The following is a 12,407-nucleotide window of genomic DNA, read 5'->3' as shown; positions in this document are numbered from 1 at the left end:
CCCGTACCTCCCCGGCAAGCTGCGGGTAGGGGCTGTGCCACTCGTTCAGCGTCCGGGCTATCTGGTTTAAGTTGCCGCCGATCCTGCCGTATTCGGCGGTCAGCTTCCCAACAGCGGCAAGCAGCTCGTCATTGACGGGGGAAACGGTTATGATGGGGCGTATGGCTGCCCCGGTTATGGCTTGCCGGATAAACTCGGCTTGGCTCATGTTGCAGGCAGAAAGCCTTTCCGCAAACTCGGCATATTCTTCCTCGGTCATGCGTGTCTTGACTACCCGGCTGCGGTGCGGCGTGTTGTATCGTTTTCGCATGGTAAAAACCTCCTTTCGGCTGTGCGTGGTCTCCTCTCACTAATAGGAGAAAAACAGGGTGTGAAGCGGAACTGTTTTTGAAAAATCCGAAAAAATATTTTGAGGGATTTTTAAGCGGCGTAAGCCGTATAAGCAGGGTTTGGGGAAGGCACTCCCCAACAAGATTCCCGCAGGGGCAAAATGAGCGAACAGCGAATTTTGGTACTGCGGTAGAATCTTGCTCTAAGAAACTGCCGGACTGCCGTTCACTTCCTATTGCCACTTTTTCAGAAAATCGCAACCAGCTTTTTTATAAAAGGCGGCGGGCTGGCATTCTCCCCCTTACTCCCTACAAACCACAAAAGAGCAGAATGGACGGACTTTCCGGCAAGAACTTTTCCGGCGGCGTGGTCTTTCCCGACAATAAGGCGTTTCGGAAGCTGCGTTTTGCCCGCTGTCTGAAAAAACGGCAGCCTTTTTTGACTTCACTATCTAATACGGAACTTTGGGAAATTTGCCAAAAATGGGCGTAAAAAAAGCAGCAAATCTTTTTCGGATTTACTGCTTCGTGTGCCGCTGCGGGGCGGCGGGATATTCAGTTTTTATGTTATCGGTCAAGCCGGAACTTGAACAGGCTTTCAATCAGCTTTGTTCTGATGTAGTCCTCCATATCAGAATTATAATAGCCGTTCATTTTGGAGAAATAGCGGATATACCCGGCATATCGGTCAAGAATAGCTTGTATCGCTATGGGGTCGCCCTCATGTGCTTTTATTATCGTGTCATAGGGGAGAAGTCGGTCACTCATGGGACAGCACCTCCATTTCCTCTTTCAGACGCTTCAAAGCAAGCTGAATATGCCGCCCGATTGTGCTGCGTGTCCAGCCGCTTTGTTCTCCGATTTCTTTCTGCGTCAAGTGCTGGAAGTAATACAAAAAGATTTCCTCCTGCGTCTGTTCCGGCAGTTCGGCAAGAGCCGCCGCAAGGGAACAGCTATCTAAAAATATCGTCTGCCCCCGGACAGAGAACGGATAAGTTTCGCCATAGTCCGGCACTTGAAAATACTCGTCTGTGGTGCTTAATGGGACAAACTTTTCTTCGGTCAAGTATTCAAGGGAGATTTCCCGTCTCCACCTCGCTGCCAGCATACGGGCAGCGTCAAAGGACGCATGGCGAATAACAATCCGGCAATAGGTATCATGGGTATAGCGGATATGTTCTTGATAGGCTTCCTGTTCGGTCATGGAAAATCCCCCTTTCTTCGATTATGGGAAAGGGCGGCAGCACTTTTTGCTGTCGCCCCTTGATTACCCACCAGCAAGGACAGTCGGGGCTATCAACGGTGGTGGGTGCAGCCCATTTACTTGCCGTTGACTGGCTCGGCTGGATTTGCTATTTATATTATCATTCTTGTGTTTTTGCTTCTTGTCTGTTGTGCATGATTTGTATTTGATATACAAGAACGGGAATCAGAGAAATCAAAGCAAGCACACCAAAACAATCGAATGATTTATAACTGCAAATATTGCAAACATAAGCAGTATCAACAACCATGGATTACGCAGATTTCTGTAATAGTTTTCCTTGTCCTCATAGGAAGTATGAAGTTCAAACGGCTTTCCATCATTCTCTTTTTCTACAATCAACAATTCACGGTTGAAGGTTGTAGTGTTGGTCGCAATGCGTCCGCCTTTTTCAGCCCATGGACGCCAACGCACCTTACCGACAGAATAGTTAAGATTGATATTTTTGAAAAATACCTTATAGCCCATATCTTCCAAAAAGAGGGAATAGTCTTTTGCATTCTCTTTCGATTTTTCTCCGATAAATTCTACACAGTATTTTACTTCATTAGGTTTACATTCTTCAAACTCATATAACATTTTCCCCGCTCGAATAAGACGATAGCCCTTCTCCGACATTTTATTCAGCCAATTCGCCTGTGCATTCAACAGACCACCAAAAAAATGATAACATTTTTTTCTCATACTGTACCTCCAATAATTCCACTTGCAACCTCTACAAGTTCATTAAGCCTTACAAGTTCTTTTTTCGCAACTTCTTTTCCCAGTGAGGTAATGATGTATTCTTTTTTTCTACCTTCACAATCTCCGCAAGGCTTAATCCATTTCTTTTCCTGCAAAGAGTTTAGCGCACCATACAAAGTGCCTGCTCCCAATGAAAGCCGCCCACCTGTTTTTTCTTCGATAAATTGCATGACAGCATATCCATGTTTTGGAGCATAGAGAGAAAGTAAAATGTAAAATGTCACTTCTGTAAGCGCACCACCTTTCATATTATCACGCATTGTTTATCCTCCTTGTTACGGTTACTGTAATAAATATATCACTAACCGTAATAGAAGTCAACAGCGTTCAAAGAAATTTGGAAATATGAAAATGAAGCAGCAACATCTTGGTGTTACTGCTCCATTCTTATACGGTATAGCGGTAGCCTTGGCTGCCTTTGTCTTGGTTTAGCTTCTTTACCGCACATGAGCATTGGCGCCGGGGTTGTCGTTGCCGTAACCTTCCAGCAGGTTGATAACGCCCCAGATACCGAGACCGGCACCGAGCGCGATAACGAGGGTCTGAAGAACGGTGATTGCCTGTTCAAAAAATGCCATATAGTTTGTTAGCCGGAATCTGATTAAAAAATAGGTTTGTCATGTTTCATAGGCATACAAAAGCCGGAACAATCTGCCGCCCGGTTTCCGGGGGCATGATTCCGGCTGTCCTCCTTTTTCATTATTTTTTCTCGCGATTGTCCGCTTTGTACGCCAATGGCCCATAGAGGGCAGGTGCGGCGAATAGATAAGATCACTCCCTTCTAAAGCGGAACGAAATTAAGCGCCCTTTGTGTCTACTTCATATACATCGCAGACCTCATTGGGCTTGAGTTTCAGCCTTGCAGACAAGAATGCTTCAATGTCAAAAGCGTTCTTATCATCCGCGTCGGCAGTGTACTTGAAATTGGGGTGCTTGGTGATGTCGTACTTATCCGAAAGGAAAGGACGCACACCGCGCAGCTGGAGGATACACTTGCCTCCATCCATAACAGCAAGCTCATCCTGGCTCATCAGCTCTTTCCCCAATTTTTGATAGTTGAGTGAATGGGAGGTTTCCCTCCCACGGCTCTCTCCGGTGTTGTAGGTGTCGATGGTTTCCTTGCCCAGCACGGCAGCCAGCTCTTTGAGGGTAGTCGGCTCTTTACCGCCCAGGAAGATGGATGTATCCATGTTACCGATGATGGTATCTGCGTTATCCTTATAGATCGCCTTGAGCTGACTCTGTGCCTGCAACACCAGACAGGCAGAGATTTCACGGCTTCGGATGGTGGCCACCAGCTTTTCCAGTTTCGGAATCTGCCCGATGTTAGCACACTCATCAATCAAACAGCGCACATGAACCGGAAGCCTGCCGCCATACACATCGTCGGCTTTTTCGCAGAGCAGATTGAAAAGCTGGGTATAACACATGGAGATCAGGAAGTTAAAGCTGTCATCCGTATCACTCATAATGAGGAACAGAGCAGTTTTCCTGTCTCCCAGAGTATCCAGCTCCAGCTCATCATAAGCCGTGACCTCACGCAACTCTGCAATGTCGAACACGGCAAGGCGAGCGCCGCAGGAAATCAAAATCGACTTGGCTGTTTTTCCAGCGGCCAGCTTATATTTCTTATACTGGCGCACCGCAAAGTGGTTTGGCTTTTCGGCTTCCAGTGCATCAAACATCAGGTCTACGGGGTTTTTGAACTCCTCGTCATCCTCACGGACTTCCATGGCGTTGATGAACTCAATGAGGGTGGAGAAGTTTTGTTCCTCCACCGGAGCCTCATAATGGATATAGCCAATGAGCGCACAATAGAGAAGCGTTTCTGCCTTGACCCAGAAATCGTCTCCGGCCTTGCCTTCGCCTTTGGTATTGGCGATCAGCGTCGTGACCAGCTTCAATATGTCCTTTTCGCTATGGATATAGGCGAAAGGGTTATAGTGCATGGATTTCTTGAAGTTGATGGTATTGAGGACCTTGATCCGGTAAGGCTCATAAATGACCTTGCCGTGCTTATCCTTCATGGGCTTTCCGTCCTTTCCCAGTTTGGGTGCGCCCCTTTGGAGCATTTTCCCGCACTCCACCAAAATGGTTCCCTTTGGGTCTGTGACCACATAAGAACTGTGCATCTGCATCAGATTTGGTTTGAGCCAGAAGCGGGTCTTACCGGAACCGGAGCCGCCGATCACCAGCACATTTTTGTTTCTGGCGGTCTTTGGGTCCTTGGGGCGGCTGTTCATGGTCAGGCTTTCGGTTTTTGTGAGAATGACATTGTTCTGGAACACCGGGTCGATGTAGGGAGCAATATCCTCACGGGTTCCCCAACGGGCAGAACCATACTCCATGCCGTGACGGTACTTCTTGGCGTTTTTACTTTTGAGATACACCGCCAGACGCAGGCCAGCACCGCAGCACAGCCCCACCAGCAGATCCAGCGGGTGCAGGCTGGGCCAGAAGCTTTGCAGCGCCCCAGGCAGGACAGCAAACAGAGAAAGGAATTTCTCTGAAGCATTTGCCCCCTGAGCCAGTCGCCATGCCTCCCCGAAGTTGGTAGTAAACAGCCCCATCAGGAGATAGGGCAGGTTCAGCAAAACGAGCTTTTTGATGTCAAACTGCTTTTTCATCGTTCCAGCTCCTTTCGCTTGGTGCGGTCCACCACGGCATTTTTGACCATCTCTTTGAACTGACTGAGTTTTGCCAGCACAGACGGGCGTTCTGTTTTCTCGGCCTTCTTGACCTTTTTGCTGGTGTACTCGGTAAATGCAGCGGTCAGCGCATCGGCGTCACGGCCTTTGAAAAAGATCAGGTACTTGGGTGGGGAGCTACTGCGGTCTTTCTTCACCGCATAGTCCACACCATATTTCCGGGCGATCTTCTCAAATTCCTTGATGGAAGGGTCTGTGATCTCGATATTGGAGATCCCCTGATTCTGACCAATGAGCTGCTTGACGGTCTGTTTTCCGTGGGGTGTCACAGGAGCGTCACGGCTTCTTTGCTTTTGCAGCTTCTTTTCCTTGCAGTGGGCCATGTACTTGCTGATGGCGGCTTTGAGCAGCCTGCCGGTGAACTTTGTTCCACTGACAACCAGCGTTAAAGTTCTGTTTTCCACTTCTTCCTGCATTTTCATCGCCTCCTTTCCACAAAATGTGCAGGGGTGGTGCATTTTCTTCTAAGGCGGGACCACCAGCCGCCGGAGAAAATATTTCTTCATCGCTCCATCCCGCGGCTCTTTTTCTTTACCGGCTTCTTATCCGGCAAATTCCACTCTTCCCGAAACTCTGCCACACCTTTGGGATCAAATACCTTCAACTTCTCCAGATCAAAGGCAACGGCAGAATATTTTCCATAACCGGACTGCACCTGATAGGGAAGCACCTTCCCCAATTTGTTCTCTTTGATGAATCGCAGCAGGTCCTTGCTGATGTCACCGGAAATAAACGCCTCTCCGGGGTCCAGGGAATATCCCGGTAGGTTCACCGTCATATCTGCAAACGGTTCTGCTCCATCTTCTGTATGGGTAATCATGCCGATATAAAGCCGCTGATTATTCGCATACATCCCAAGTTGCAGCGATATGGTTTCTTCCCCATATTCCCACTTGAAGGGGACTTTCTTTTCCTCATTCATATCAGATTCCTCCTATCGTATCTGTTCTTTGTGGTCATAAAACAAATCTCCATTTCTGACCTTTGCATGGCTGAGAATCTTGATCTGCCCCTTTGCCTGACTGTCCAGAGCTTTTTCATAGCCTATATCTGACAAAAACAGGCGGGTTCGTTCTCCTTTCCAGCCCACCGGGGAGTCATTCGTCAGCACATCAAAAATAATCATGTGCCGGGTGTTCTCCGCAAATCGCTGAAGATCCATGTAGTCATGGCCGTGATAGTTCTGCGCCCCGGCTTTCTGACGCATTTCCTCCATCAGCTGACCGATTGTTTTTCCTTCCTGCATAAAACCCACTTCCTTTCTGTTCTTATAAGACCAGCAAGATCATCTCCCGCAGCTGAGCAAAATAGAGCTTGCCCTGGGGCGTGACCAGCGTGTAGGAACCGGTATGACCGTGGTTGCAGTAGTCTTTGACGCAAAACAGCCCTGCATTTTTCACATTGGCATAAGGCAGCACATTGCCGGATGCCGTGCGGTACACAAACCGCCGTTCTATCAGAAACCGAACAAACCGGCGCTCCGGGACATCCAACTCTTTGGCGGTAGTCCTGAGATTGGTGCTGTGCTTTAAGTCGATGAACAGGTCATAGAAAGCGGCTTTGCCTCCAGCTGTGCATTTTCCTTACGCAGAGAAATATTCGCTTCACGCTCAGCCAACAAGTCTGAGCAGAGCTTCATCAGAGCCTCCGGGGAAGTGGCAACCTCCCACAGCTTCTCTTTTGTGAGATAGGCCCCGTGCTTACGAATAGTAGGCAAGACCTCATCGAATACCCACTGTTCAAACCGCTCTGCCGATGGCAATTTGCTGTGAACGATTAGGCGGTACAAATCGCCTTCTGGGATAAAAGTCATACTGATTTTGCGGTCGAGGCTTTGTGGGTGAGGTGCGTCGCGTTTCACGACATACCTACAATGGCGGATAATTGCATCGCGGGGATTACTGTACCCCAGCGCAGCAGCCACATCCGTTCCGCTGAACAAGTATTTGCCGTTTTCCTCAATGACACGGATACTGCCAAACTCCGGGTTTTTGAAAATTTCCATCTGGTTCATGTCGTGCCTCCTTTGGCATGATAAAAGGCGGCCTTTACCAGCGCCTGCGTGCATATCGTGATTGACCAGTGAAGTGTAGTGGTTATTCATGGTGGTAGGCGCATTGAACAGCACCGCAAGCAGGTACTGCTTCATGTTGCGTACCTGGGTGGTATTCTTTTGCAGACAGTCCATGACAAACTCGATGTGGGAGCTGTCCAGTTTCAAAAAACGGGAACGCACGATCTCGTGAGGGAAGTCTGCCCCAGAGATCCGGGTGGCCTTTCGTTTGGCACAGACCATTTCGACCAACAGCTCTACGATCTCATTCAGGTCATCCAGGTAGAGAGGATAACGCTGCTTCAAGCAGTCATACTCGATATTCTCCAAAATCAACTCCCGATAATTTTCTATCTCTGTGACAGACATCGCATCCCTTCCTTTCCGTTCCGGCAGCTGTGCTGCCGCTGGCTCCCGGAAGGGAATGGAATCGGTACTTGCTCCCTGAGTAATTGATTTTTGAGTATTTGATTTCTCTATATTTAATTCTGCGGGCTTTTCCGTATCCGGTTTTACCATATCCGGGTTTTCCGTATCTGGTGAAGCCGTATCCGGCTGGGACATATCTGGCTGGGGCTGTTCATAGATGACATACTCGGTATCTGTGATCCGCCCACTTTTATCGCGTCTCTGATGGCGCACGATATATCCGGCTCCTTCCAGTTCACGCAGGGCAGCACCGATGGCATCCACGCCCTCCTTACAGATCTTTGCAAGGCCACGGGTGGTGTAGTTCCAGTCCTCTGGCAAAGACAGCATCATGGAAAGCAGCCCCTTGGCTTTTAACGACAGGTTTGCATTTCGTAAATGATGATTGCTCATCACGGTATAATCACGGGTCCGTTCAATGCGAAAAACGGCCATCGACCTCACTCCTTCCGAATTTTGGGTACAAAAAAACCGCAATCCTCATTTCAAAAAATTGCGGTGTTTAGCGCTTTTCAAATTTTCTTGCATAGAACCAAAACAGCGGCTTTTGAAGACGCGCCTCTGTAAATGGCTCCTCCTGGGCGAAAGGAAGTGTTTGCATCACGCGGTCAATATCCGTTGTATCCATGTCATGCTGAGATTTGCAATCTTCCCGGATTGCTTCTTGAATTTCCTTTACCGTACACATAGTCATTCCTTTCCTTTCGTTGTATGGGTTTATGAGCAGCGGCGTTTTCCCGGTTTGAAATCGAGGATATGTCCCTCAATCACACGAGCGTAACGCTTGATCTTGATCTCCCGGCGCTGCTGGCTTTGCAGAGCGGCCTGATACCCGTCCTCGGTCAAAAACAGCCGCATTTCCTCTCCGGGACTGCCGTAAGCTGCGCTGGGACGCAGGACGGAAAACTCAATCATCCAGCGTGTGTCATCCCAAAACCTCTCTACGGCGAGAATGTTGTGTCCTTTCAGCTCACGGGCTGAAATATCCCTCATAGGCGGCTCCTTTCATCGTTCCTGGTCTCTCTGACGCTTTTTCTGCCATGCCTCCAGCAACTTGATGATGGTTTCCTGCATCCGCTGGGGCGTATAGCTTTTAGGGAAATACTTCCGCAAGGTGTCAGAGGTAAATGTCACTCGGTCCAGATCGCTTTTCTTTTCCTCACCCATGATGACACGCATCATATCGAGGGTCAGATGCCCCTCCTGACTGTATTTCTTGAGCCGCTGGGCTTGAGAAAGAGAAGGGGTAGCCTGTTCGCTGTCCATCGCGTCCAGCAGGTCTACCTGTTCTTCCTTTTTGAGAAAGGACAGCTCATAGGCAGGGTTCAGGGCAATCTTCTTTTCATCTACCATATCCAGCAGTTCGGGGATAAGCTCCGTCAGGCGGATAAATCTCTGAATTTGATTTTTACTCTGCCCAACCTGTTCAGCTAAAACATCTCTGGATTTCCTACCATCGGACTTGTGCCCAAGTTGGGCACAAGTTAAATCCACTCGCTCTCCCTGATGTTTCATGGCGTCCAGCTTCATCTTGTAGGCAAATGCTCTTTCACTGGGGAGCAAGCTTTCTCGCTGCAAGTTGCTGTCAACCATAATGATCGTGGCGGCATCATCATCCAAATCCCGAACAATGACCGGCATAGTCTCCTTTTCTGCCAGCTCACTGGCCCTGTGCCGCCTGTGTCCGGCTACCAGCTCATAACCGCCCTCCGGGTCTGGTCGGGCAATCGCCGGAACCAGAACGCCATACTGCTTGATACTGTCAGCGGTCTCCATCATGGCTTCGTCATCCTTGACTTTGAATGGGTGGTTCTTAAAGGGATGCAGTTCAGACAGCGGAATCTCCTGAATCTTTTCCAGCTTTGCATCCTGACGGACTTCTTCGGTGGAGAACAGATCATCTACCGAGGCCAGCTCTATTTTTTTCGCGCTGCTTTTCAAGTTTCAACACCTCCTTCGTCAGATTTCGATACCCCTCTGCCACTTTGCCGCCAGGGTCATAGGCGAAAATACTTTTTCCCTCTGCACTGATTTCCTTTGCCCGGACAGAATGGGGGATCTCTGTGCCGAATACTTTGATCTTGCTGCCATAGGTTTCCCGCAGGAGCGCGGAAATCTCTTTGGCAAAGTTGGTTCGGCTGTCCACCATCGTCAGCAGGATACCGTCTATCTGGAGCTTGGGGTTGATTTGCCTCTTTACCTTGTTTACCGTGGAGAGCAGCTGTTCCAGTCCTTTGGCGGGCAGATACTCTGCCTGAACGGGAATTATGATCCTGTTCGCAGCCGCCAGCGCATTGACCGTAAGCATCCCCAACGAGGGCTGACAGTCAATCAGGATATGGGAATATTGTCCCTTCAGTGTGTCCAGATATTGCCGTAAAATCGTTTCACGGCTCATGGCGTTTACCAAAGAAACCTCCATACCGGAAAGCTGAATATCCGCAGGCATCAGGTCAACGCCTTCTGCATGATGCAGAATACCTTCTCCGGGGCGTATAGGCTGATCCATCAGAATTTTGCCCATTGCATCCGACAGTGTAAATGGCAGCTTGTCCGGTTGCGGATTTCCCAAGCTGATTGTCAGGCTTCCTTGCGGGTCCCCGTCAATCAGAAGCACTTTCTTTCCGGCCTGTGCCAGACCTATTCCCAAGTTCGCACAGGTTGTTGTTTTGCCAACGCCGCCTTTCTGGTTGGCGATGGCGATGATTTGCGTGTTCAAATAAACCTCCTCCTTCTACAAAAAATATCCCTATTCCGAAAAATAGGGATGAAAAAAGCCGCTTACTCAAATAAATGAATAAACGGCTATGTAAGAAATATTCGATTGTAAGTAAAGTTTTATATCACTGCAAAATAACGAAGTGCATCTTTGATTGCTTCTACCTTTTCTGGTGTCGGATGTTTCCTCGGCTGTTTCAATTCTTCTACCGCATTAGGAGCATCATACATCGGCAATCCCAAATTTCGCTTTACCTCTGCGATATATGCGGTATGTACCTTGAAGCTGTATTTCGCTTCTATGTACTCCTTAATCATTTTGTAGGTCACTTTTTCTTTGGGCTTGTACGCTTCGGCTCTTTTAGCAATACTATCTACCGGAATCTTGCCCTCGCCCTCTCCAAACTCCACATCAATGTGGATATAACTGTCGGCTTTTTTGTGGGACAAAAGAACTACCGTCTCCACATGCCCGGTCGCCGGAAACATATCCACCGGCCAGGCGCCTTCAGCCCGGTATCCCATCTTCTTAAACACGCCCAAATCTCTCGCCAGAGTATCCGGTCCGCAGGACACATAGATCACGGTCTTTGCTTTCACTGCTGCCACTGCCTTAATGAATGCCTCTGTGCTTCCAGCTCTTGGCGGGTCCATCAGGACGACATCCACGCTATCGCCGGATGCGGCCATCTGCATCATGAATTCGGTTGCGTCGTTGCAGAAGAAACGGATGTTCTTGACATCGTTGCATTTTGCGTTCTGGATGGCATCGCGCACAGCATCGGCATTTAACTCGACACCGATGACTTCTTTTGCTTTGGATGCGGCGATGATTCCGATGGTTCCGATTCCGCAGTAAGCATCCAGCACGCGCTCGTTTCCGGTCAAATCAGCCAGTTCAATGGCTTTGCCGTACAGATACTCGGTCTGCACCGGGTTTACCTGATAGAAGGATTTCGGGGAGATGCGGAATTTGCAGCCGCACAGCTCGTCTTCAATAAATCCTTTCCCGTACAGTACGTGTTCTTTGTCTCCCAGTACCATGCTGGTGCCGCGGTTGTTGATGTTCTGGACAATGGTGGTGATCTCCGGGTGTTTCTGGCGCAGGGCTTTGACAAAGTTATTCTTGGACGGGAATACCGGGGATGCGGTGACCAGAACAACCATGATCTGACCGCTGGTAAAGCCGCGGCGAATCAGCGCATGGCGCAGCAGGCCATAACCGGTGTCTTCGTCGTATGTATGAATCTTGAAGGATTTCAGCATGCCGCGGATCGTACCAATGATCTCGTCTGCTTTCTTGTCTTCGATCATGCAGGTCTCTACCGGCACGATGTTGTGGGTTTTCTCTTCGTAGACACCGGAAATGGCTTCTCCCTTGCGGTAACCAAATACTGCATGGACTTTGTTGCGGTAATGGAATGGATCATCCATGCCTTTGATGCCGTGTACTTTACAATAATTTCCGAGAAGCTTCTGCATCTGGCTCTGTTTCATCTGGAGCTGCTCTTTGTAAGGCATGTCCAGATACTGACAGCCGCCGCAGCGATGAGCAACCGGACAAAGCCCCTTTTTCTTTGCCTGCTGCGTCTTTTCTGCCGCCCGCTTCTGCTCTGCCGGTGTCTGTGCCTGTGCTTTTGCGTTTTTCTGAAAAGCTCCTGATTTCTGCTTCGAATCTGTACCTATTCCAAAATTTTTATCGTTCTTTCCAACAAATTTCCCAGTGTTTTTCTGAACAAATTTGCGCTCAGATTTTCTATCATTTTCGCGGCCGAACTCCTGTGCAGATGCCTGCGTTCCTCTTTTTCCAAGCTTTGCTCCTTTTTTTACATCGGTTTTTCCATTCCGATTCCGGTCATCTTCCCGATGAAGGCCCTCAGAAAAATTCCTGAAACCTTTCTTTTCGAAATTTTTCCCTATCTTCTCGCCTTTCTTCTCCCCAGCACCTCTTGCCGGTTTCTCTCCTACCCACTCCTCAAATTTCTCATCCAGACTCCAGCTCTGATTTCTGGCAACTGGCTTTTTCTTCCCTGTTTCTTTTTTTATATTTCTATCCTGTTTCATACTATTCAAATCCTTGCCTTTTTCATCAATTTTTATATAATGATACCAGAGTCAAAAGGATTTTGAACCTTGAGACCCGCCAAAAACATGAATCATTA

Annotated in this window: 15 protein-coding genes and 3 pseudogenes; 1 reads left to right on the top strand and 17 read right to left on the bottom strand. The window is 48.7% G+C overall.

Annotated elements, in window-relative coordinates; all coding sequences use genetic code 11:
• The coding region (locus tag DXA97_RS17270) for a plasmid mobilization relaxosome protein MobC (protein ID WP_117492795.1) at positions 1-310 on the bottom strand (310 nt) is incomplete at its 3' end.
• A 77-nt stretch (positions 311-387) separates the two neighbouring features.
• Here DXA97_RS17270 and DXA97_RS21195 point away from each other — a divergent pair.
• On the top strand, positions 388-822 hold the full coding sequence (locus tag DXA97_RS21195) for a hypothetical protein (protein ID WP_182436946.1): 435 nt from the start codon (positions 388-390) through the stop codon (positions 820-822).
• Between the two features lie 74 nt (positions 823-896).
• On the opposite strand, the gene DXA97_RS17265 is transcribed toward DXA97_RS21195, so the two are convergent.
• The 16 genes and pseudogenes from DXA97_RS17265 to rlmD form a co-directional block, all read right to left on the bottom strand.
• Positions 897-1,097, bottom strand: coding sequence for a helix-turn-helix domain-containing protein (locus DXA97_RS17265; protein WP_054705627.1), 201 nt, complete (start codon positions 1,095-1,097; stop codon positions 897-899).
• Positions 1,090-1,533 (bottom strand): sigma-70 family RNA polymerase sigma factor, encoded by a 444-nt coding sequence (locus DXA97_RS17260; protein WP_117492794.1) that lies wholly within the window; start codon positions 1,531-1,533, stop codon positions 1,090-1,092. Before DXA97_RS17260 ends, DXA97_RS17265 begins: the two co-directional genes overlap by 8 nt.
• A gap of 234 nt (positions 1,534-1,767) precedes the next feature.
• Positions 1,768-2,277, bottom strand: coding sequence for a DUF2812 domain-containing protein (locus DXA97_RS17255; RefSeq protein ID WP_243107727.1), 510 nt, complete (start codon positions 2,275-2,277; stop codon positions 1,768-1,770).
• On the bottom strand, positions 2,274-2,597 hold the full coding sequence (locus DXA97_RS17250; RefSeq protein WP_055247170.1) for a PadR family transcriptional regulator: 324 nt from the start codon (positions 2,595-2,597) through the stop codon (positions 2,274-2,276). The genes DXA97_RS17255 and DXA97_RS17250 overlap by 4 nt, the downstream gene beginning before the upstream one ends.
• Positions 2,598-2,786: 189 nt before the next feature.
• Positions 2,787-2,915: pseudogene (locus tag DXA97_RS17245) on the bottom strand (Maff2 family protein); the annotation flags it as partial.
• 219 nt (positions 2,916-3,134) lie between these two features.
• Complete coding sequence (locus tag DXA97_RS17240; RefSeq protein ID WP_118721232.1) at positions 3,135-4,964, bottom strand: VirD4-like conjugal transfer protein, CD1115 family; 1,830 nt, start codon at positions 4,962-4,964, stop codon at positions 3,135-3,137.
• Positions 4,961-5,461: a PcfB family protein gene (locus DXA97_RS17235; RefSeq protein ID WP_002570687.1), complete on the bottom strand. Its 501-nt coding sequence runs from the start codon at positions 5,459-5,461 to the stop codon at positions 4,961-4,963. Before DXA97_RS17235 ends, DXA97_RS17240 begins: the two co-directional genes overlap by 4 nt.
• A gap of 86 nt (positions 5,462-5,547) precedes the next feature.
• A complete protein-coding gene (locus DXA97_RS17230) occupies positions 5,548-5,967 on the bottom strand; it encodes a DUF4313 domain-containing protein (protein ID WP_006775630.1) in 420 nt (139 codons plus the stop codon).
• Between the two features lie 12 nt (positions 5,968-5,979).
• A complete protein-coding gene (locus DXA97_RS17225) occupies positions 5,980-6,291 on the bottom strand; it encodes a DUF5720 family protein (RefSeq protein WP_006775629.1) in 312 nt (103 codons plus the stop codon).
• A 22-nt stretch (positions 6,292-6,313) separates the two neighbouring features.
• Positions 6,314-7,059, bottom strand: a pseudogene (locus tag DXA97_RS17220) (BRO family protein).
• A gap of 42 nt (positions 7,060-7,101) precedes the next feature.
• Positions 7,102-7,962 (bottom strand): annotated as a pseudogene (locus DXA97_RS17215) (DUF6017 domain-containing protein); the annotation flags it as partial.
• A 67-nt stretch (positions 7,963-8,029) separates the two neighbouring features.
• Positions 8,030-8,215 (bottom strand): hypothetical protein, encoded by a 186-nt coding sequence (locus DXA97_RS17210; protein WP_118721231.1) that lies wholly within the window; start codon positions 8,213-8,215, stop codon positions 8,030-8,032.
• A gap of 29 nt (positions 8,216-8,244) precedes the next feature.
• A complete protein-coding gene (locus tag DXA97_RS17205; protein WP_118721230.1) occupies positions 8,245-8,520 on the bottom strand; it encodes a DUF5720 family protein in 276 nt (91 codons plus the stop codon).
• 12 nt (positions 8,521-8,532) lie between these two features.
• A complete protein-coding gene (locus tag DXA97_RS17200; protein WP_118721229.1) occupies positions 8,533-9,468 on the bottom strand; it encodes a ParB/RepB/Spo0J family partition protein in 936 nt (311 codons plus the stop codon).
• Positions 9,425-10,246 carry a ParA family protein gene (locus DXA97_RS17195; RefSeq protein ID WP_118721228.1) on the bottom strand — a complete coding sequence of 274 codons (822 nt, stop codon included), beginning with the start codon at positions 10,244-10,246 and terminating at the stop codon, positions 9,425-9,427. The genes DXA97_RS17200 and DXA97_RS17195 overlap by 44 nt, the downstream gene beginning before the upstream one ends.
• A 119-nt stretch (positions 10,247-10,365) precedes the next feature.
• Positions 10,366-12,309 carry a 23S rRNA (uracil(1939)-C(5))-methyltransferase RlmD gene (gene rlmD / locus DXA97_RS17190; RefSeq protein ID WP_118721227.1) on the bottom strand — a complete coding sequence of 648 codons (1,944 nt, stop codon included), beginning with the start codon at positions 12,307-12,309 and terminating at the stop codon, positions 10,366-10,368.
• Between the last annotated feature and the right edge of the window lie 98 nt (positions 12,310-12,407).

The sequence above is a fragment of the Clostridium sp. OF09-36 genome, assembly GCF_003481985.1.
In the GTDB taxonomy this organism is placed as follows: domain Bacteria; phylum Bacillota; class Clostridia; order Lachnospirales; family Lachnospiraceae; genus Brotaphodocola.
The sequence above is the reverse complement of the archived record's forward strand: the minus strand, read 5'-3'. Positions and strand labels throughout refer to the sequence as shown.